Source organism: Vibrio ichthyoenteri ATCC 700023 (genome assembly GCF_000222605.1).
In the GTDB taxonomy this organism is placed as follows: domain Bacteria; phylum Pseudomonadota; class Gammaproteobacteria; order Enterobacterales; family Vibrionaceae; genus Vibrio; species Vibrio ichthyoenteri.
Map to the genome: position 1 here is coordinate 1 of NZ_AFWF01000014.1, position 22,029 is coordinate 22,029.

At 45.0% G+C, this 22,029-nt stretch carries 19 protein-coding genes and 1 pseudogene; 11 read left to right on the forward strand and 9 right to left on the reverse strand.

The window, feature by feature from the left end; genetic code table 11:
* Positions 1 to 75 precede the first annotated feature (75 nt).
* Genes maiA through hppD form a run of 4 tightly spaced genes read right to left on the reverse strand, consistent with a single transcriptional unit; the run spans position 76 to position 3,959 of the window.
* A complete protein-coding gene (gene maiA, locus RH85_RS02215) occupies positions 76 to 726 on the reverse strand; it encodes a maleylacetoacetate isomerase (protein WP_006710550.1) in 651 nt (216 codons plus the stop codon).
* Complete coding sequence (locus RH85_RS02220) at positions 726 to 1,733, reverse strand: fumarylacetoacetate hydrolase family protein (protein ID WP_006710551.1); 1,008 nt, start codon at positions 1,731 to 1,733, stop codon at positions 726 to 728. The genes maiA and RH85_RS02220 overlap by 1 nt, the downstream gene beginning before the upstream one ends.
* Before the next feature lie 29 nt (positions 1,734 to 1,762).
* Entirely contained in the window at positions 1,763 to 2,893 is a 1,131-nt protein-coding gene (locus tag RH85_RS02225; protein ID WP_006710552.1) for a homogentisate 1,2-dioxygenase, read from the reverse strand.
* Positions 2,886 to 3,959 carry a 4-hydroxyphenylpyruvate dioxygenase gene (hppD, locus tag RH85_RS02230; protein WP_006710553.1) on the reverse strand — a complete coding sequence of 358 codons (1,074 nt, stop codon included), beginning with the start codon at positions 3,957 to 3,959 and terminating at the stop codon, positions 2,886 to 2,888. Before hppD ends, RH85_RS02225 begins: the two co-directional genes overlap by 8 nt.
* A gap of 315 nt (positions 3,960 to 4,274) precedes the next feature.
* On the opposite strand from hppD, the gene RH85_RS02235 reads away from it, so the two are divergent.
* The 6 genes and pseudogenes from RH85_RS02235 (at position 4,275) to copI (ending at position 12,879) form a co-directional block, all read left to right on the forward strand.
* Entirely contained in the window at positions 4,275 to 5,381 is a 1,107-nt protein-coding gene (locus RH85_RS02235; protein WP_006710554.1) for a M20/M25/M40 family metallo-hydrolase, read from the forward strand.
* Positions 5,382 to 5,527: 146 nt separating this feature from the next.
* Positions 5,528 to 5,923: a hypothetical protein gene (locus RH85_RS02240; protein ID WP_241210345.1), complete on the forward strand. Its 396-nt coding sequence runs from the start codon at positions 5,528 to 5,530 to the stop codon at positions 5,921 to 5,923.
* Positions 5,924 to 6,032: 109 nt separating this feature from the next.
* Positions 6,033 to 7,433 (forward strand): TolC family protein, encoded by a 1,401-nt coding sequence (locus RH85_RS02245; RefSeq protein WP_006710556.1) that lies wholly within the window; start codon positions 6,033 to 6,035, stop codon positions 7,431 to 7,433.
* A gap of 9 nt (positions 7,434 to 7,442) precedes the next feature.
* Entirely contained in the window at positions 7,443 to 9,161 is a 1,719-nt protein-coding gene (locus RH85_RS02250; RefSeq protein WP_006710557.1) for an efflux RND transporter periplasmic adaptor subunit, read from the forward strand.
* A complete protein-coding gene (locus RH85_RS02255) occupies positions 9,158 to 12,316 on the forward strand; it encodes an efflux RND transporter permease subunit (protein ID WP_006710558.1) in 3,159 nt (1,052 codons plus the stop codon). Before RH85_RS02250 ends, RH85_RS02255 begins: the two co-directional genes overlap by 4 nt.
* Before the next feature lie 10 nt (positions 12,317 to 12,326).
* Positions 12,327 to 12,879: pseudogene (gene copI, locus RH85_RS02260) on the forward strand (copper-resistant cuproprotein CopI).
* A 59-nt stretch (positions 12,880 to 12,938) separates the two neighbouring features.
* Here copI and RH85_RS02265 read toward each other — a convergent pair.
* The 3 genes from RH85_RS02265 to RH85_RS02275 all read right to left on the reverse strand — a co-directional run bounded on the left by RH85_RS02265 (position 12,939) and on the right by RH85_RS02275 (position 14,631).
* Positions 12,939 to 13,367, reverse strand: a complete 429-nt coding sequence (locus RH85_RS02265; RefSeq protein ID WP_006710560.1) for a VOC family protein — start codon at positions 13,365 to 13,367, stop codon at positions 12,939 to 12,941.
* Between the two features lie 171 nt (positions 13,368 to 13,538).
* Positions 13,539 to 13,928: a ribosome recycling factor family protein gene (locus tag RH85_RS02270; RefSeq protein ID WP_006710561.1), complete on the reverse strand. Its 390-nt coding sequence runs from the start codon at positions 13,926 to 13,928 to the stop codon at positions 13,539 to 13,541.
* A gap of 115 nt (positions 13,929 to 14,043) precedes the next feature.
* Positions 14,044 to 14,631 carry a TfoX/Sxy family DNA transformation protein gene (locus RH85_RS02275; protein ID WP_006710562.1) on the reverse strand — a complete coding sequence of 196 codons (588 nt, stop codon included), beginning with the start codon at positions 14,629 to 14,631 and terminating at the stop codon, positions 14,044 to 14,046.
* Between the two features lie 399 nt (positions 14,632 to 15,030).
* Between RH85_RS02275 and RH85_RS02280 the strand changes: the two genes are divergently transcribed.
* From RH85_RS02280 to RH85_RS02300, 5 genes are all read left to right on the forward strand, one after another.
* Positions 15,031 to 15,975: an HDOD domain-containing protein gene (locus tag RH85_RS02280; RefSeq protein WP_006710563.1), complete on the forward strand. Its 945-nt coding sequence runs from the start codon at positions 15,031 to 15,033 to the stop codon at positions 15,973 to 15,975.
* Positions 15,976 to 15,991: 16 nt separating this feature from the next.
* Positions 15,992 to 16,897 (forward strand): LysO family transporter, encoded by a 906-nt coding sequence (locus RH85_RS02285; protein ID WP_006710564.1) that lies wholly within the window; start codon positions 15,992 to 15,994, stop codon positions 16,895 to 16,897.
* A gap of 79 nt (positions 16,898 to 16,976) precedes the next feature.
* Entirely contained in the window at positions 16,977 to 17,489 is a 513-nt protein-coding gene (locus RH85_RS02290; protein ID WP_006710565.1) for a hypothetical protein, read from the forward strand.
* A gap of 201 nt (positions 17,490 to 17,690) precedes the next feature.
* Positions 17,691 to 19,340 (forward strand): pyridoxal-dependent aspartate 1-decarboxylase PanP, encoded by a 1,650-nt coding sequence (gene panP / locus RH85_RS02295; protein ID WP_006710566.1) that lies wholly within the window; start codon positions 17,691 to 17,693, stop codon positions 19,338 to 19,340.
* Positions 19,341 to 19,621: 281 nt separating this feature from the next.
* The gene (locus RH85_RS02300) at positions 19,622 to 20,476 is read left to right on the forward strand and encodes a MurR/RpiR family transcriptional regulator (RefSeq protein WP_006710567.1); all 855 of its coding nucleotides are present in this window, start codon (positions 19,622 to 19,624) and stop codon (positions 20,474 to 20,476) included.
* Between the two features lie 62 nt (positions 20,477 to 20,538).
* On the opposite strand, the gene RH85_RS02305 is transcribed toward RH85_RS02300, so the two are convergent.
* Together RH85_RS02305 and RH85_RS02310 are read right to left on the reverse strand one after the other, a co-directional pair.
* Positions 20,539 to 21,588 (reverse strand): iron-containing alcohol dehydrogenase, encoded by a 1,050-nt coding sequence (locus tag RH85_RS02305; protein WP_006710568.1) that lies wholly within the window; start codon positions 21,586 to 21,588, stop codon positions 20,539 to 20,541.
* Positions 21,589 to 21,652: 64 nt separating this feature from the next.
* The gene (locus RH85_RS02310; RefSeq protein ID WP_006710569.1) at positions 21,653 to 21,928 is read right to left on the reverse strand and encodes a hypothetical protein; all 276 of its coding nucleotides are present in this window, start codon (positions 21,926 to 21,928) and stop codon (positions 21,653 to 21,655) included.
* Positions 21,929 to 22,029: the final 101 nt, after the last annotated feature.

Sequence of the window (22,029 nt, forward strand, 5' to 3'; positions counted from 1 at the left end):
ATAGCTAATTCTCTCGTCTAGAGCACTCAATATATTGGACTTAGGCTGGTAACACGGAGGTTCATAGCTATCACGTTAAGGCTTTTTTAACACCGCATCAGGCTGCCTCTCTGGTGTTGCCATCGCAAACGCTTCTCGTTGATTAAGCGCAGCATAAACACGAGCAATGGTTGGGTACTGGTTGATATCGATCTCTAACCGCAGAGCATTATAGACTTGCGGCACTAAACAGACATCCACCAATGAGACTTCAGCGCCGACACAATACACCCCTGCAGTTTTGGCTAATTTTTCTTCTAGACTTAGAAATCCAATTTCAATCCAATGCTTCATCCAAGCTAATTTGGCTTGCTCGGGCAGCTTTGCTTGGTTAGTTAGATATTGCTGCACTCGAAGGTTATTCAGCGGATGAATATCCATCGCGATATCTTGCGCTAAGGCTCGTATTATATAGCGATTCTCACCGCTAAGCGGCACCAACAAAGGCTGGGGAAACTGCTCATCGAGATAGTCTAAGATCACCAATGACTGATTGAGGCGCACCCCGCCATGAACCAACACGGGGACTAACTCATTCGGATTGAGATCATGAAATGCCAGTCCATGCTGTTCACCGCCATCTTTTATAAGATTAACGGCAATATATTGATAAGGAATCCGTTTGATGTTCAAAGCGATCCTAACTCGATAAGCAGCAGAGGAACGCCAATAACCATACAATTGCATTAATATTGCACCACCGTTTGTTCGATCGCACCAAACAAGCTATCACCGTGTTTGTCTAACATTTCGATTTTGATTCGGTCACCAAAATGCATAAATGAAGTGCTCGGCTGACCATCACGAATAGTTTCAATCATTCTCAGTTCCGCGATACAAGAATATCCCAGCCCGCCGCCACTGATAGCGCTACCATGTGCTGTCCCTTGCTTATTAGAAACAGTACCAGAACCAATAATGGTCCCTGCTCCTAATGAACGGCTTTTCGTTGCGTGAGCAATGAGTTGATGAAAATCAAACGTCATGTCACAACCCGCATTAGGCCGACCAAACAATTGCTCATTGTAATAACTAAACAAGGCCAAATGGACCTTACCTTCCTGCCATGACTCACCCAATTCATCGGGTGTAATAGCGACTGGAGAGAAAGCGGATGAGGGTTTGGATTGATAAAAGCCAAACCCTTTACCCAATTCGGCCGGAATCAAACTACGTAAAGAGACATCATTCACCAGCATCAACAAGCGGATCGCTTGTTTACTTTGCTCTGCAGTACAACCCATTGGCACGTCGTCGGTGATCACCGCGACTTCCGCTTCAAAATCAATCCCCCACTCTTGGCTGGCAAAAGTGATGTCATCACAAGGGCCAATAAACGTATCCGAACCACCTTGATACATCAGGGGATCATGCCAAAAACTCTCCGGAATTTCTGCGCCGCGAGCTTTACGTACCAACTCAACATGATTGACATAAGCACTGCCATCGGCCCAATGATAGGCACGCGGTAACGGGGATTCACAATCGCGAGGCTCAAATCTCATCCCTTCAAGCTCTCCCTGATTAAGCGCCTGAGACACTTGTTGCAACGGCGCCTCTAACGCCTGCCAATTATCGAGCAACTGCTGCATTGTATTAGCAATATCAGGTACAGCGACGCAGTGGGTCATGGCCCTGTTAACCACCACCAGCAAGCCATCTCGTGTTTGATTTTTTAACGTGGCAAGTTTCATGCTTTCTCACTCCCTAAATATTGATTGGTTTAGGCAGATCGCCAACTGTAGACATAATCCGGTAACTCCACTTCTTGCGCGGCAGGTGAAAATGTCAGTGCATGTCGGGTATCAATCATCACTGCCACTTCGTCAGTGCGTTTTTTCTGGTTGGTCTGGCTTGCTGCAAATGCTTTAGGGTGAGGTCCATGCGTAAAACCCGCGGGATGAAACGTCACCATACCGGCTTCAATATTATCGCGGCTGAAGAAGTCCCCTTCATGGTAAAATAGCACCTCATCATAGTCGTCATTGTTGTGGTAGAACGGCACTTTGAGAGCGCCTGGGTCGCTTTCAATTGGGCGCGGAACGAAGGTACACACCACAAAACCCTCACCAACAAAAGTGGTGTGAGCAGAAGGAGGAAGATGATAACGATGTGACATTAACGGACGGATATCGCGCCAATTTAGCCGAACCACCGATAGGTCACCATGCCAACCAATGGCATCGAGAGGATTAAAAGGATAAGTAATCGTGCTGATTTGACTGTGACGTTTAACCAAGACCTGCGTGGTGGCTTCACTGTATTGAGCTTTGAAAGCGGCATTGATTTGTGGCACATCCAGCACTGCAGGATCAAACACCGCATGTTGCCCCACCATCCCCTTATCAGGTAATCCATAGCTTCCATCACTGCATTCAATCATCAGGAGAAACATTGGCTCATGTGGCTCCAAACGCCAATTGGTTGAGCGAGGGATCAAGACATAATCCCCAGTCACCAAGCTTAAATGCCCATAATCACAATACAGTTCAGCAGAACCTTGGTGGATAAACAGCAGTTCATCGCCATCGGCATTACGAGCCAAAAAAGGCATCGCCTGCTTCAACTGCCACACTCGTATTTTACACTGCGTATTGTGCAGTAAAGGTGGCACATCCCAAGGAGAAAGCTGCTTACTGTGCTCGACCATGTTGAAATTAAACGCTCGTGGCCTCAACTCACCTTGCCACTCGTGCCAACCTGTTGGTGCATGTTGATGGTGAAAGTGCGCCGCTGGACCAAAAAAGCCCGACCGCCCTGCTTCTCTTTCATAAATGGCTTGCTTAGGAAAATCAGCATGAGCCTGCTTAGAGCAAATCCCTTCGCGGTGCGGATAAGTGATCCCTTTACGCATCCTTTAGCACTCCTCGCTGTATTTGATCTTCTTCAATCGATTCAAACAGCGCTTTAAAGTTACCTTCACCAAAGCCCTGATTGCCTTTACGTTGAATGATTTCAAAAAACACTGGCCCAATCACCGTTTGAGTGAATATTTGCAATAAGATGCCATCTTTCATCGGTGCACCATCAATCAATATACGCAACTGTTTTAACACGTCTAAATCTTCTTGATGGCCTTCAACCCTTTGATTCACCTTTTGATAATAGGTATCAGGAGTAGGCATAAACTGCATTCCACGCCCACGAAGATCGATGACCGTTTGGTAAATATCCTCGGTACTCAATGCAATGTGCTGGATTCCTTCACCGTTGTATTCACGAATAAACTCTTCGATTTGCGATTTGTCGTCTGATGACTCATTGATTGGAATACGTATTTTTCCACAAGGCGATGTCATCGCTCGGCTGACTAGCCCGGTTAATTTACCCTCTATATCAAAATAGCGGATCTCACGGAAATTGCCGATTCGCTCATAAAATCCAGACCATACATCCATGTGGCCCTGCTTAACGTTGTGAGTTAAATGGTCGACCTCAAATAGCCCAACACTTTGCTCGTGGCAACGCTGTTCTGCATCGGCATAAAAGCAAAAATCAACATCATAAATGCTCTGCTCACCATAACGATCAACAAAGTAAATCAAACTACCATCAATACCATGGATAGCCGGTATTGAAAGCTCCATCGGCCCTATTTCGGTCTGGTATTCAGAGCCTCCATTGTCCAATGCATACCGCATTGCCTCGCCACTATTTATTACCCGAAAGGCCATACCACACACTGAAGGGCCATGTAACTGCGCACAACGCTGTGCTTGGCTATGGGGTTGAGCATTGACAATGAAATTAATCTCCCCTTGTCTAAACAACCAAGCCTCTTTAGATCGATGCTTAGCGACTTCGGCAAAGCCCAAAGAGAGAAATAAGTCTTTAAGCTGCTCAATCCCCTGAGTATCCACCGCCGTGTATTCAACAAACTCGAAGCCATCAGTACCTAATGGATTGTATTTCCTGTCCATTTTTACCTCGCTGTCCATCTCTGTAGTGAATAGTCCTTATTAGCTTAACTTTGGTCTACCGCGACAAACATGAACAATTATGCCGATAAGTTGCTGGTAAAAAACGTGTCGCTATAAACGTAAACAGTATTTGCCAACCATCATTTTTTATACAACCTGTTGATTTAAAGTTCATTATAAATTGCCGCGCGTAACAATTGATTTACATCATGTAATTGTTGCTACTAGAGACAAAGAAACTTTGATTTACATCAGGGTAGAGCCTAACGAATCAAGGCTATGTTAACTGCCTCTGTTCCCTAGTGAGATATAACAATGAATCCAATTAATCGTGATCGCCTGGTAGAGCATTTCTGCCAACTAATTAAAATCGACAGTGAAACAGGCTTTGAGAAAGAGATCGCTGAAGCGCTAGCTGAACAACTTGGTGAGCTCGGCTTTGCTGTACATAAACTGCCTGTTCCTGAGCAGTACACCAACGGTTTCAACATCTATGCTCGCCTAGAAGGTACATTGGCAGACAGCGTCGTTATGAGCTGCCACATGGATACCGTGACTCCAGGCAAGAACATTGAGCCGATCATTGAAGACGGCATCATTCGCTCGAAAGGCAATACCATTCTAGGTGGCGATGATAAATCAGGCATTGCTGCAATTATGGAAGCGGTTCGTTGTATCCAAGCTGAAAACCTTGAGCACAAAACCCTAGAAATCGCCTTTACTGTCCATGAAGAAGGCGGCCTACACGGCTCAGAACACTTTGACATGAGCTTTATCAAATCAGACAAAGCTATCGTGCTTGATACCGGCGGCCCAATTGGCAGCATCGTAAATGCCGCGCCTGGCCAACAAAAAATTGTAGCCAAAATCATTGGTCGCCCTGCTCACGCTGGCCTTGCACCTGAAGAAGGTATTAGTGCTATCGGTGTAGCCGCGGATGCCATTACGCAAATGAACTTATTGCGTATTGATTCAGAAACCACCGCAAACATCGGCATTGTGGAAGGCGGTAATGCAACCAACATCGTTATGCCTGAGCTAAACATCATTGCCGAAGCTCGCTCGCTCAATAATGACAAGCTAACGAAGCAAGTTAACCATATGGTTGAAACGTTCCAAGCAGCGGCGGAAAAGCATGGAGCAACAGTAGAGATCGAATCTACACGCGCATACGATGGTTTTGTGATTGCCGATGACCATCCACATATCGAACAAATCAAAGCCTCTTTCAGTGCTATTGGTGCCGACCCAATCACCAAAGCAACCGGCGGCGGTAGTGACGCGAACAACTTTAATAAACTTGGTTTAACCACAGTGAACATCTCAACTGGCATGGCGAAAGTTCACACCACTGAAGAGTTCATTGCGATTGATGACATGGTTAAAGTCACTGAGTTTGTCCAGCATTACCTAACGCACTAATCATTTTCGATTAATTACCGATAAATAAACTCTTTAGGCCTGATAAATTTCAATTTATCAGGCCTTTTTTCTTGACCTTGCCCTAGGGGGAAGGCTTATTTTAAAGACTACTTGTTTGAATTGGTCCTCATATGCACGCAAAATCTATGCGTACAATTTGGTTAGTGTTGCTTACGGCATTGGCGCTTGTTGCGTCAAGTATGGCGTCGAGCAAATCACTAATGCCAATTCAAATGCTACAGATGAACGCTAGTAACCACAGTGGCGTTAGCTCTTGTACATCGCAAAGTCAGTCTGACAATCTGCCTGCTATGACAGAACACCACCGGATGATGTCAGACATCAGTTCGATGGAAGACTGCCCAACCAATAGCGCCATGCAGCATGATTGCTGTGATACAACCTGCCTTACGGTTGTTGCGGCACTCATCGGCGAGTCAACGGATATTATTCGTGTTGCTCATTCCGTCATTTTCCCCTTAGAGTCCAGTACCGACATTATCCACATGTCTCGCTCACTCTATCGTCCACCCAACGCATAATTTCTATTCATTTTAATTATGGCTTACGTCGCGATAACGCTTCGTAACCGTCTTATTTTTAATGCTCGCCGAATCTCTTCGCGTGCATATATTGTGAATGGATTGAATTGTGAAATTTCATCTAAATTTGGTGACGATCGCTTTCGCTACCGCGATGGGTACGATCACCCCTGTGTTGGCAAATGAGTTCCATAGCCAAGCTGTATCAATAGAACAAAAGGCAACGTCATCGCCTACAGCGACATTAACTCTTGAGCAATTGATTGAAATCGCGATAGAAAATGATGCAACACGTCGACAGTTCATTGAGTTGTCTAACGCGAGTCTAAATAGCGGCCTCGCCAAAGCGACCCTTGCCGACCCAACCATCAAAGTTGGTTTTGGTGGCGTGCCTATTGATAGTTTTCAACTTGATCAAGACCCAATGAGTAATATCTCTTTGGGTGTTATGCAGAAATTTGATCGCGGTGATACCACAACCTACCAAGCCCAACAGGCGCAAAATCAAGCACAGATCGGTTTATCTCAAGCCAACTTGCGTGCTAGAGAAGTCGCTATGCAAGTCACTACCCTGTGGTTGGAATTAGGCTACAATCGCACCGCCCAGCAATTACTGCAACAACAACAACTTTGGCTAACGCAATGGGTTGATAGTTTAGATAGTAATTACGCGCTTGGGTTAAGTGAATCGCAAGATGTAATTGGAGCGCAGCTAAAAGTCAGTCAAATTGAGCAAAAGCTGTTATCGAACCAACAAACTCAGCACCAGATTTTGGCGCAACTATCAGAGTGGTTCAGCAACGCTGATCCGCAAGCTAATCCTTTATCCGCGCAGGATATTTTGGCATCAAACCATGCCGACTGGTCAAACCTCGAAGCGATACTCGATACTATCGACCACAGCAATGCACGCTATGACCGCCTTCGCCTCCACCCAACGCTGCAAGCGTTAGAAGCCTCCATCCTAGCGGCAAAGTCACAAGTGGCTATCGCTGAAGAAACCTACTCGCCACAATTTGGTATCGAATTAATGTATGCCCATCGCCAAGCCAATAATATGCAGGGTGAACCTGCACCAGACATGCTCAGCGCCTACCTGACTGTGGATCTGCCTCTATTTACGGGTAATAAGCAAGATAAAGCTCATGCAGGGGCGCAATATCAAGTGGGAGCGCTTCAAGCTCAACGCGATGCGCTGTTAGCGAAATTAAACAGCCAACTCAATAGTTTACTTTCTACACGTCAGTTCAATCTTGAACGTATTGAGCGCTATCGTTTGTCACTGCTCAAGCAAGCCAAATCCCAACGCCTTGCTGTAGAACAAGGCTACCAGAATAACAGCGCCAACTTTGGTGACATTGTCACAACGTCAACTAACCAGTTAACGATTGAATTGGAATATCAGCGCTTAATCACCGACCTAAATATCACCAATAATCAATTAGCTAATCTACTGAGCAGCGTCGATATCCAACTCGCTCAGAGTTCAACACACTCAGCAAACCGCTAGGAGAAACAGATGAAAACATTAACAATAGCTTCTACTGCACTGTTGATTGGCGGCGCGCTTGGCTTTTCCATCAACCACTGGGTTATGCCTGGTACACATAGCACCATGGCCGCAAGTTCAGAATCAAACGCCACCAACGAACCGCTTTACTGGGTCGCTCCTATGGACCCGAATTATCAACGTGATAAGCCGGGTAAATCACCAATGGGAATGGATTTAATTCCGGTCTACGCCGAAGACTCGCCAAGCACCGAGAAAGCCGCTGGAACGGTAACAATATCGCCTGCGGTAGAAAACAATCTTGGTGTTAAAACCACTCAGGTTAAATTAGAGCCACTACGACCACAAATTGACGCTGTGGGTTACGTATCATTTGATGAAAGTACTCTGTGGCAAACCAACGTGAGAACCAGTGGTTGGGTAGAAAAGCTCTATGTCGACACTGTGGGCGAAAAAGTAAAGCAAGGCGATGTGCTGTTTACTTTCTACTCTCCCGATCTTGTTAAAGCCCAAGAAGAACTATTGAATGCCAATCGCACCGGGCGCAAAACCATTATCCAAGCCGCGAAACAACGCTTAAGTGCTTTAGGGGTTGATGATGCGCAAATCAAACAGATTTATCGCAGTGGAAAAGCCAAACAACATATAGAGATTAAAGCCATTGCTGATGGTGTTATCGCCAATTTAAATATTCGTGAAGGGGGATATTTATCACCCTCTCAAACCGTGATCAGCGCAGGTCCACTTGATCACGTCTGGGTTGATGTAGAACTGTTTGAGCGACAAGGTCATTGGGTGAAAAGCGGCAGTCAAGCAAGCATGAAGCTCGATTCTATCCCTTACCAAACTTGGCAGGGCCGTGTCGACTATGTCTACCCTATTCTTGATCCAGCAACGCGAACCTTAAGAGTCAGGCTAAAGTTTGATAATCCTCAAGGTGAGCTAAAACCGAACATGTTCGCTAATGTGACCTTAACACCAGTGAGTGACAATCAAGTGCTTACGGTGCCACGATCATCAGTGATACGAGCCAATGCGATGAGCCGAGTCGTATTAGCACTCGGAGATGGCCAATATCGCTCTGCTCGCATCGAAACAGGACGAGAAGCGTCTGATCGTATTGAGGTATTACAAGGCCTAGAACTCTCGGATCGTGTCGTGACCTCAGCTCAATTTATGCTCGATTCAGAATCAAGCCAAAGTGCGGAGCTGTCACGTATTAACGGCCTAGACGCACCAGCGCCACGAGCATGGGCCAACGGCCAAATAACCGACATCATGGCCGATCATCATATGCTAACCATCAATCACCAACCCGTTGAGCAATGGAACTGGCCAGCGATGGTGATGAATTTCACGCTGGCGCCGTCACTCGATATATCGACACTTGAGCAAGGCCAATCCATTCGTTTTGAAATGGAAAAAACACCTCAAGGTCAATATCTTATCACTCAGCTCAAACCTGCAATCAATCCCGTCGATCAGGTTTGGATTGACGGTAGCATCACGATGTTAATGAGCGACTTCAATATGGTGACTCTCTCACATGACAACGTTGACCCGCTAAAGTGGAAAGCTGGTGAACAGAACTTTTCAGTCAGCGACAATTTTGACCTTTCGCCGTTTAGTGAAGGACAGAGAGTGCGATTTCTAGTGGAAAATAACCGCGGTGAATGGCAATTGAAACAGCTAGAAGCACAAACTGGTGAACAAGGGGACACGCTATGATTAGTGCCATTATTCGCTGGTCAATTAACAATCGCTTTTTAGTGTTAGTTGCCGCGGTGCTACTGACTATCAGCGGTTTATACAGCGTCAAAAACACCCCTGTAGATGCTATTCCCGATTTATCGGATGTGCAGGTGATCATTAAAACCAGCTATCCGGGCCAAGCGCCACAAGTGGTAGAAGATCAAGTCACCTACCCCCTCACGACTGCCATGTTGGCAGTCCCAGGGGCTGAAACGGTACGAGGTTATTCCTTTTTTGGCGATTCATACGTCTACATTATTTTTAATGATAATACGGATATGTATTGGGCTCGGTCACGAGTGCTCGAATACCTCAGCCAAGTTGCGCCGAATCTGCCTGCGCAGGCAAAACCAACCTTAGGACCTGATGCCACCGGTGTGGGCTGGGTTTATAGTTACGTTCTACAAGATAAGAGCGGTCAACACGATCTCGCTCAGTTGCGTAGTTTGCAAGATTGGTTTTTGAAGTATGAATTACAAACCGTTGCGGGCGTTTCTGAAGTTGCGACTGTGGGTGGCATGGTTAAGCAGTATCAAGTTCAAATTGATCCGGCCAAGCTACGCGCTTACGACTTAACGTTACAGCAAGTGAATTCAGCAATTAGCAAAGGTAATCAAGAGACAGGTGCATCGGTTATTGAAGTCGCCGAAGCTGAACACATGGTGCGCACTTCTGGCTACCTATCGAGCATTGCTGATTTACAAAACCTTCCGATAAAAGTCACGCCCAACGGAACGCCATTGCTGCTGGGAGATGTAGCGGAGATAAACCTTGGCCCACAAATGCGTCGTGGTATTTCCGAACTAAACGGTGAAGGTGAAGCGGTCGGCGGAGTGATCGTAATGCGCTTTGGAGAGAATGCCAGCCAAGTGATCGATAACGTCAAAGCTAAGCTGTCAGAACTGCAAGCAGGCTTACCTAGTGGCGTTGAAATTGTCACCACTTATGACCGTTCTACCCTCATTGATTCGGCGGTCGAGAACCTGTGGCAAAAACTGGCTGAAGAATTTTTTGTGGTTGCAGTGGTGTGCGCGCTATTCCTCTTTCATATTCGCTCATCTTTAGTGATCGCGATTAGCTTACCTATTGGTATTTTGTCTGCTTTTATCGTTATGCATTGGCAAGGGATTAACGCCAATATCATGTCCCTTGGCGGAATTGCCATCGCCATCGGCGCAATGGTCGATGGGGCGATTGTAATGATTGAAAACGTCCACAAGCATATCGAAAAAACGCCCTTAACGGATGAAAACCGTTGGCAAGTGATCACTAAAGCGGCAGAAGAAGTCGGCGCTCCACTGTTCTTCTCATTGATGATCATTACACTCAGTTTTGTGCCTGTGTTTGCTCTCGAAGGCCAAGAAGGTAAGATGTTCTCTCCGCTTGCCTTCACAAAAACTTATGCGATGGCTGCTGCCGCAGGTCTTGCTATCACTCTGGTCCCGGTTTTGATGGGCTATTTCGTGCGCGGGAAAATCCTTCCAGAACATAAAAATCCAATCAATCGCGGTCTAATTGGGCTCTATCGCCCAATGCTCAACCTCAGCTTGCGTTATCCAAAAAGCATGATCTGCTTAGCGCTGGTGTTACTGGCATCAGCTTATTATCCAACCAAGCAGCTCGGCAGTGAATTCATTCCGCCATTGGATGAAGGCGATTTAATGTACATGCCTACCACCTACCCGGGAATTTCGATTGGTAAAGCACGTGAGTTGTTGCAGCAAACCAACAAGCTTATCAAGACCGTTCCCGAGGTTGAAACGGTATGGGGTAAAATTGGCCGCGCAGAAACCGCCACCGATCCGGCGCCTCTGACAATGATTGAAACGACCATCCAGCTCAAACCACGTGAAGAGTGGCGAGAAGGTGTCACCACGCAATCATTACGCAAAGAATTTGACGATTTGGTGCAATTTCCCGGTTTAACTAACGCGTGGGTGATGCCGATTAAAACCCGTATTGACATGCTTGCTACAGGGATAAAAACCCCTATTGGAATTAAAATTGCCGGTCCGGAGCTGAAAGTGATCGAGCAACTAGGGGCAAAACTAGAGCCTATTCTCGCACCAATCACAGGCACAACCTCAGTCTATGCCGAACGCGTGGCCGGTGGCCGTTATATCACTATTGATATTGATCGCCGCCAAGCCGCTCGTTACGGGTTGAATATCAGTGATGTTCAACAAGTCATCGCGACCGCTGTTGGCGGAATGAAGGTGGGTGAAACAGTGGAAGGATTAGAGCGCTATCCTATCAATGTCCGTTACCCACAAGAATATCGTGACTCGCTTGTAAAACTGCAGAACCTGCCTTTAATCACGCCAAATGGCGCTCGCATCGCCCTGGCCGATGTCGCGGATGTTCGGTACGAAGACGGCCCACCGATGATCAAAACTGAAAATGCACGACCAAATGGCTGGGTGTTTGTTGATATTGAAGGGCGAGATCTAGGGTCTTACGTAAAAGAAGCGCAACTCGCCGTGACCCAACAGTTAGCCCTACCAGCGGGTTATTCACTTACATGGTCAGGGCAGTATGAGTATATGGAACGCGCGAAAGAGCGGTTAAGTGTTGTTGTGCCAATCACGCTGGCTATCATTGTCTTACTACTTTACTTGAGCTTCCGCCGTGTGGGCGAAGTCTTGATCATCATGGCAACACTTCCTCTCGCATTGGTGGGCGGACTGTGGCTCATGTATGGCCTTGGCTTTAATTTCTCCATCGCCGTTGGCGTCGGATTTATTGCCCTTGCTGGTGTGGCCGTGGAGATCGGCGTGATCATGCTCGTTTACCTCAACCAAGCATGGGACGATAAAACTCGCAGCGCTACGCAAAACCAAACATTACTCACGCAACAACAACTTGACGACGCCATTAGCGAAGGGGCTGGCCTGCGTGTGCGACCAGTCATGATGACCGTGAGCACCGTTATTATCGGACTAATCCCGATTATGTATGGCCACGGCACCGGTTCAGAAGTTATGCAGCGTATCGCCGCTCCAATGATCGGAGGAATGGCGTCAGCATTATTACTGACACTATTAGTCTTACCCGCAATTTTTAAACTGTGGAAACAGCAACAGATCAAATCTAACCAAAAAACACTAACTCAACCAAACGAAATGAAATAAGGAAGTGATCATGAAATTTGTACTACTTATCGGCTTATTGCTCAGCACACCATTTACTTATGCGCAAAGCAACCATAAACACAACGACGATAGCGGCATGGAACATAAAAGCATGGATCATGCTAACGTCGAACATGGTAAGATAAAAGCACATGATATGAATCATAACGATATGCAGTCAATGCCGGGAATGACCAGCGTAGGAATGCCAGCGCAAGGCGCAAAAGCGGATAAGGTCGTTCATGTTATTCTCAGTGACGACAAACCCATTCAATTTAAAAAATCCGTCTCAATAGAACAGAACGATGTGGTGCAATTTGTGGTGATGAACACTGGTAATCAACGTCATGAATTTGCAATTGGTTCAGTAGAAGAGCTTAAAAATCATCACACTATGATGCAGCAAATGGCGGGGATGGAACATGACACCAGCAGCTCCATCCTTGTCGAACCCAAAAAAGACTCGCCAGTTTACATGGCATTTCCATGGTGATGAGCAAGTGAAGCTTGCCTGCAACATTAAAGGCCACCAGCAACACAGTAAAGCCATCGTCGTTAACTAAGTAAATAATTATCGCCCCCACAGCACAGATTGCCGTGGGGGCTTTCGCATTATAATCACCTACAGTTGATAATCGTTACGCTCATCATCCTGCTGCGAAAAATATTCAACAAACTCAAACTGCATCCGATGCTCATCCATGTAGTACACATTTTTACGATGGGGATGCTCGGCTCCAAAATGGTAAAGTTGATAGCCAGCTTGCGCCAAGCGATCAATTAGCTTTTCAATATTCGGCACTGCAAAGCCTAAGTGATTAAGCCCAGTAAATCGCTCTGTCCAATAAGGCGCTTTACCCGCCCCTAGTGAATCAATCGCAATATAAAATTGTTCATCTCCAATGTGAAACCACTCAATCTGTTCATCACGGTCATTCAAGTAACGCCCTTGCCCCCTCAAGTTCCATTCCGGAATCGCAACTAAGAGAAATTCGATGGTTTTGCGTGGATCGACGACGGATATATTGGCGTGTTCTAAATAGCTTTTCATGGTCTGAGTCCTTTCATTCATCTTACTGATTCATTTCCTTTGCAGCATGATGAACACTCTAATTCCTCAAGTTAACTTTAGGTAAAGCTGTTTTTTAATGGCCGGTTTTAAATTAGAGAGACGATAAAAGTAAGAAGATAGATGAAGGTTATAAAGGAGAAGATGAAAGCGTTACAGTGTCTCGTAATTAAACCGTGCTAATCGAGCCTCTGCTTCACTGCAATGAGTCAAGCTGATTAATTCAGCTAGCGTGATCGCTGGATGAGAGATAATCAATGCAGCCAATTGCTGCTCAATTGTTTGGGGTGGTTCTAACATCGTTAATTGAGATGAGATCTTCGTTAGAATAAATTGATAACTCACCGAGTCATGGGCTTTTAGTGCGATTTTAAACTGCTCGATATGAGTAAACTCTCCGCTAAGTTGCCAATGACGAGATCGCCTCAACCGTTTAAGTTCACAGCGATTTTCCAATGCCAATTCACGGGCGAGAATAACCGAAGTGCGCCCAATACGATGAATAAGCGAAGGCAATGAAATGGTAATAAGCAGATCGTTCATAGGAATAATTTAAAATCTCAATCAACAGACTTTAATCCAATTCCCAATAAAAAAACACCGAACAAGTTCGGTGTTTTTAATTCATCTATCTACCCTATTCATTTAAGGGTAATGATTACTGGCAGTTAGACAATAATTGGCGTTTACGCGGCTCTTGGATAAGTTTCCAATGGATACCTTCAATGGCACCGGCAAACTTCCACAACAGCTTCACATCGACATCACTACCATAGGTTTGCTTCACACGAGAAAAAACCTGTGCTGCACCTAACTCAATAAATTCTTCAACATCATCGATGCCTGCTTTTTTAACCATGCGCTCTAAGGTCAGTTGCATATTTGGCAAATCTCTTAGACGGCGATTGGCTGAAGAGCGTTTGTACTTACGCTGAGAAACAGAATGATCGATAGATTGCTTAACAACCTTATCAAGTTCCGCACTCTTCGTATTAAAATGCTCAGTGATGTCATAGTAATTTACAGTTGCTGTCGTTTGTTTCTTAATATGACGATACTTTTCGCAACCTAACGCAATGAGATCTTCATCCAAACCATCTCCACCGCGAATAAATATATGATCACTACTGATTAATGCGAACATTGCATCGTCTTTGAATAGACCCGTTCCTCCGAACATTGAACGCTTTTGGAAGTCACCAAATTTGCCAACATACTCAATAAACAATTGCTCTGTCATATCCATTGATCCTTTTAATCATTAACCCCGATTATTTGTGATCACCAGATAGCAGCGTTTTAGCGAAAAAATTTTTAGGGTCATATTGTGTATTTATTATCAAAAGCTTGACCCTTTATTTGATACCTAAAATGATAGTTAACGAAACAAATTAAGTCTGGTCATACTTCACATCAATAAGAGTCAAATTGCTTAAAAATGAGACAAAAATCACAGTGCCGGAATTCCGTTACTCGAACGTGTCAAAAAAACCACTCTTCGAGTGAGGTAGAATAACTTTCTGAAATATCATGTATCTCGAAGTGACCTTACCTATCTAAGTTGCTTGCTTGTAACAACATTCTTTATTTGCTTGTTTGCTAATATAAACGGTAAACTTGCCCCAAAATACATAATAATATTCCTATGAACCATTTATCTTTTTATTGGCTGCCCGAAAACCGAGAACTTATCGAAAAAGGTATTGAAAGTGAGTTCACCCACTTTCTCGAGAACTCGATTGACTCTGGAAAAATCACTCTCCCACCGATTCCAGAAGTCGTCCTCAACATTCAAAGACTATGCAGTCTTGATTGCACCACCATCTTCGATATCGCTGATTGCTTAATCTTCGATATCGCTGATTGCTTAGTTGAAGACCCAGGCCTTGCTGCAGTGGTCATTCGCGTGGCAAATTCCGTCATCTTCAACCGCCGTAACATTGAGTGTACTGACATTGTCACCGCGGTTTCTCGTCTTGGCATACTGCGAGTCCGAGATATTGTCACCGCACAATCGATCGAACAGCTCAAAAACTCTGTCAATCTCAGCGATGACTGTAACCGCATTCTCCGTAAAAGTGCTCGCACCTCAAAGGAGCTTTCTGCGACCATGGTGATGGTAGCAAAAGAGTTCAAACAAGCAGCTCCTCAGCAATATCAATACCTTGATTCCGATAAGGCTCTGTTGACAGGGCTTCTAGCTGACATTGGTTTGTTTTGTATCGTCAATGAATATTACCTCTACTTAGAACGAGGCAATTACCTCGATCCCGATCTTGCACTGCGTATCTTCAATTCAATCTGCCCTGCTGCCAGTAAATTGGTGTTGAGTAAATGGGGATTTGACCGTGACTTTATTGACGTTGCCACCAACCAAGACCACCAACAGCTTGATCTTGAAGTTAACTATTTAGATATCGCGCGTATCGCCAACCATATTCTGATGTTCCGCCGCAAGGATGATCGCCTCGATGAACACGAAATTGAAATCGATGTGACCGGCGCGGATATACTGTACAAATTAACCAATTTGGGAGATAGTGAGTTCACTCTAAAAATCAACGAACTCATCAGGGCTAGCGGTCTATAGCGCCTTAGGATTTACTATGTTCACAGGGATGTTATTCATCTTTGCCCCACTTGTGGTGGGGTATTTAATTGCGATTTCAAATCAACGTCTGCTCGATCAAATTAACGCCACTACCGCCCGCCTGGTTTTGGTGATTTTAGCGCTGATGGGGCTAAGTCTCGCTGCACTGGATAATTTAGGTGAAAATCTACAAACCATCTTAAGTTATACCGCGACCTTCTTTGTGTGCTTAGGTTTATGCAATATTGCGGTACTGCCTTTAGTGGACAAATTTCTACCGCTTGAAGCTGATGCAAAACAAACCCATTTACCCCTTTCTAGTATGGCGCTTGAATCCGTCAAACTTATCTTTGTCGTGGGTGGTGGCTTAGCGGTTGGTTTATTGCTGCCAATTGATCTCTCATGGGTGGATACAGCGAGCGAATGGATTCTTTTTATACTGCTGTTTTTTATTGGTATCCAATTGCGCAACAGTGGTTTAACGCTTAAGCAAATCCTAATTAATAAACAAGGAATGTGCATTGCGGCGCTGGTCATTGGTAGCTCGTTAGTGGGCGGTGCTATTGCCGCGATGATACTCGACATTGACCTTTACCGTGGCTTTGCGATGGCATCAGGCTTTGGCTGGTATTCACTTGCCGGTATCTTAATGGGTGATGCCTTTGGTCCAGTTTATGGTGGCGTATCCTTTATGATTGAACTGTTGCGTGAATTGGTCGCATTAGTGCTTATTCCACTGCTGATTCGCTCTCGTCCATGTACAGCGATCGGTTATGCAGGCGCAACCGCAATGGATTTTACTCTACCTGTAATTCAAACCACCGGCGGTGTCAGATGTGTTCCTGTCGCGATTGTCAGCGGCTTTATTTTGAGCTTGCTGGTTCCGGTAATGATGTTGTTCTTTGTCTCACTTGCGGGTTAGATCGCGGGAATTATGACAGAACTTCCTTAAACTAGAAGCCACTAACTCTATACTCACAATAACAACTAGGATGTTAACTATGAATCGTGTCATGATTGCATTGCTGCTCAGCGTTAGCTCAAGCGCTGCATTTTCCGCAGACAATGACTGTCTATCTCAGAAGTATGATGCTTATATAGAGGCATCAATGCATTGGTATGAAGATCTGTCTCAGCTCACTGCGCAGCAATACCCAGATTTAAAAGAAGTTAGCCAATGGTATTTAGATGCGCGTCGCAATCATTTCGACCTCAATGCTGCAGCGGTAAAATACTATTTAGCAAACGATGCAACTAAAGTGGCGACACAAAAGCCGGTTGAAGCTTGGCTTCAATTAGAGCAAAAAGAGATCAAAGCTCTCGCCGAGCGCGACGATGAGCTAGGCCAAATTGCAGCAAAAACCTTTGCTGATCGTCAAGCAGTACCACATAAACAAAACTATGAGTTACGCTCTGCTTTTGCCGATCTGCTCAGTCACCCAACTAAAATTGATGAAGCACTACAGCGCTACAATACGGCCATCGCCCAAGTTGAACTAATGAGCTGTAACTAATCGACTTATAAGCTGCCATTAAGCTTTCTACGACTAAATGGGCAAGTTGTCATCAATTTGCTTATTTAGTCGACACACCCTCTTCTCCCTTCGCTATCCATTTTATCTGTAACTTAAGTTTCTTTAATTAAGACGGGACATTGCTTTATTTTTCGTTTAGATTGTTGCGCTGCAATAAAAAGATAAGAGCAACGTAATTGCATGGTATCGGAACAAAAAACGGCTGACGTAAGCTTCGAGAGTTTACTTCGAATCTTTACCGTCCCTGAAGGCCCAGACTCAACACTCACTCAAATTGAAGAAGAGCTATCTCGTAACTTGAATAAGTTTCTGAGAGAGCACATCGTGGCGGAAGAAAAACCCCTGCGAGAAATCGAAAAGGATTTCTCCTGCGCGGTGATCCCCGAACAACCCGAGTTTGTCTCCGATCATACCCAGCATCTCCTTGATACGCTGGTGTCGCATTCCGTTCACACTTCTGCGCCAAGTTTTATTGGCCATATGACGTCCGCATTACCTTACTTTTTAATGCCGCTGTCAAAAATCATGATCGCGTTAAACCAGAACCTGGTTAAAATTGAAACATCAAAAGCTTTCACCCCACTTGAACGTCAAGTGCTGGGGATGTTGCACCGTCTGATTTATTCTCAAGATCACAGCTTCTATCAACAATGGATGCACAGCGCCAACCACTCTCTGGGGGCGTTTTGTTCTGGTGGCACCATTGCTAACATCACTGCCCTTTGGGTCGCACGTAACAATGCACTGCGCGCGCAAGGTCACTTTCGTGGTGTAGAAAAAGAAGGCCTATTCAAAGCCATGAAACACTATGGTTATGAAGGGTTGGCGATCTTGGTTTCTGAACGTGGTCACTATTCGTTAAAAAAAGCCGCTGATGTTTTAGGGCTTGGACAAGATGGTCTAGTCCCTGTCAAAACGGATGGCAATAACCGTATCTGCCCTGACGATCTCAAGTTAAAGATTAAAGAGCTGAAAGACAAAAAGATTAAGCCGTTTGCAGTCATCGGCGTTGCCGGTACGACTGAAACGGGCAATATCGACCCGCTTAAAGCGATGGCCGAAATCTGCCAAGCAGAAGAGTGTCATTTCCACGTTGATGCGGCTTGGGGTGGCGCAACCTTGATGTCAAATCGCTACCGTCACCTTTTAGACGGTATTGAACTGGCCGATTCTGTCACCATTGATGCGCATAAGCAGCTCTATATTCCAATGGGCGCTGGTATGGTGCTATTCAAAGATCCAAGTTCAATGAAATCCATCGAGCACCATGCGCAATACATTTTGCGTAAAGGTTCTAAAGATTTGGGTAGTCACACCCTTGAGGGATCACGTTCCGGCATGGCAATGTTGGTTTATGCAGCCATGCATATTATCAGCCGCCCTGGCTACGAATTATTGATCAATCAAAGCATTGAAAAAGCGCGCTATTTTGCTGACTTGATTGATCAACAAGATGATTTTGAGTTAATTTCACAGCCTGAACTGTGCTTACTCACTTATCGTTATCTGCCGCGCTCTATTCGCCAAGCGTTGGAGAAAGCGAGTACTGAAAAACGCGCTGAATTAAACGGACTATTAAACGAACTCACTAAGTTTGTGCAAAAACGTCAACGTGAAAATGGCCGTTCATTTGTGTCACGTACACGCTTAAATCCTGTGCACTGGGATGATTTACACACCATCGTATTCCGTGTTGTACTCGCAAACCCACTCACGACCTGCGACATTTTACAAAGTGTCTTAGAAGAACAGCGTGAAATTGCACAACATGGCGCACCTAGTCTGCTAGAAAAAATCAACGCACTTGCTAGTAATATATTAGCAAACTGAAATTTTCTTTCTGATTTATGTAACTCGGCATCATCAAAGACCAATTTATGTACGATGTGAGCCTTAAACGATCGAATTTGTGTAGTTTTCACAAAATATTGTTTGAGGCTTGTCATATTCTCATGAATTGGTTCGTATAAAAATTACTGTAATACTTAGGGTTAGGTTTATACTGGGTCAATGGCGCTGACGAAAAATTACGTTGTTAGAAAACATCTTTCTAGCTTACTTATAATGATAACTTCGCCCAGCGAGTTGTTCTCTATACCCTTGTGAACACTATGAATACATTAGAAAAAATACAGAAAAATCTAGAGAATTTCAGTAAGTCTGAACGCAAGGTCGCAGAAGTGATCATGGCTTCACCGCAAACTGCTATTCATTCTAGCATTGCAACATTGGCAAAAATGGCCGATGTGAGTGAGCCTACTGTAAACCGTTTTTGTCGCCGCTTGGACACCAAAGGTTTCCCTGATTTCAAACTGCATTTGGCACAAAGCTTAGCCAACGGTACACCTTACGTGAACCGTAATGTTGAAGAAGATGATGGTCCTGATGCTTACACGCACAAGATTTTTGAATCAACAATGGCTTGTCTAGATGTTGCAAAGAACAGCCTTGATCCTATTCAAGTGAATCGCGCTGTTGACCTACTCACTCAAGCAAAACGAATTTCGTTTTTTGGCTTGGGCGCATCTTCTGCCGTTGCAAAAGATGCACAAAACAAATTCATTCGATTCAACATTCCGATCACCTGTTTTGAAGACATCGTGATGCAAAGAATGAGCTGCATTAACTGTACAGATAACGACGTTATCGTTCTTATCTCTCATACAGGCCGCACGAAAAGCCAAGTAGAGATTGCTAATCTAGCGCGTGAAAATGGCGCAACGGTTATTGCGATCACCGCGAAAGATTCACCGCTTGATAAAGCAAGTTCGCTGTCGATTTCACTCGACGTACCAGAAGATACTGACGTGTACATGCCGATGGCAAGTCGCGTAGTTCAGATGACGGTGATTGATGTTCTTGCCACTGGTTTCACGCTGCGTCGTGGTTCTGGCTTCCGTGAAAACCTAAAACGCGTCAAAGATGCGCTAAAAGATTCACGTTACGACAAGCTGTCACACTTCTAAGTCGTGACAAAAATAATAAAACGGAGCCAACTGGCTCCGTTTTTCTTTGTTCCAATCTCTGATTAGGTTTGATGAGTTGGCGCGACGCCGCCACTTTCTCCCCATTCTGTCAGTAACTCGGCTTTTGCTTGTTTATCAAAAGATACCTCTTCACGACACTGCCCATCGCACTGGCAAACCTGCTGCAAAATGAACAGCAATCGTTCTTCTGTCAGTGGTATCGGGTTGCCTTTAATCGCGACAGATTTCATGGCATCTTCCGCCACTTTCTCAAATGAGGTACTGCATACACCAAATTCGGTTAATTCAGGTAGCGACAACCGATCTAACATCATATTGACCCACAAAACACCGTCTTCTCGACTGGCGTTGGTTCGTCCAGTCAAAATCTGCGCCATTTTACGGTATCGCATCAACACATCTGTTCTGCCGGCAAGCTTGGCCGCATCAATATTCTCTTTCATAACATAAGGCGCAAGACGCGCGGTAATCACACTGTGTGGAGCCGCCAATTTACCGCCCAGTGCGGAGGCTAAACCATGGGCTGCACCAAGTTTTGCATTGGTGATCGCCATTCCGCCAAGCATAGCGGCAAAAGATAAGTCCGAGCGCGCTTGAAAATCATCCTTTAGGCAACCCGCTACAATGGAACGACTCAAGCGGCGCAACCCTTCCTCACAGACCATATCGGTTAATGGGTTGGGATCGCCACACACATAGGCTTCCATTAAATGGGTGAACGCATCCATCGCGCCGCGACCTGAGGTATAAGCATCCGTGCCATAAGTCAGCGTAGGATCGACAATCGCCACATCAGCTAACATTTCTGGACTACGTAAACTCACCTTTACCCGATCTTGGCCGGAGCGCAACACGGCATTACGTGTTACTTCGGACCCCGTACTGGCGGTGGTTGGAATCGCAATGAAAGGGATAGGCTTGGTTTTTAATGGTACATTACGGCCAACAACTTCAACATAATCATAAACATCGCCTTGGTTGGGAATGATCGCCGATAGTGCTTTACCCATATCAATCACACTACCTCCCCCCATTGCCACCACCATGTCAGGCTTGAACTTGCGCCCTGCGAGTGCCGTTTCTTCCACCATGGTGATAATAGTTTATAAAGGTCATTTGTTTAAAAATGACCTTTATCTTTTATTTATCAATAATTTAAGCAACCGAATGACCTATAACTTCATCTTTAAAAAGATGAATTGGATCACCGTCTTTACCAGACACTATTGAACCTAAATTATCGATAAGGAGATAAAAATCATCATCTACAACTTTAACAGCGAAGTGCAAACCAGCCTTTTTCAACTCAATAGCATTAACAGGCTGCACATCAACGCCGAACATACTCAGATCGACTGTCTTGTTATGATTTTTTTGTAAGGTGGTAGGATCAACTTGAGCTATCAATTCTTGTTCAACGCCATAACGCAATTCGTTGTATGATGCAGCTAAACAATGAAGTGCAGTCAGATAGTATTCAGGAACGTCAGATAAGGCTGTTAGGATGTTAGGATGTTGTAGAGGGTTTTATA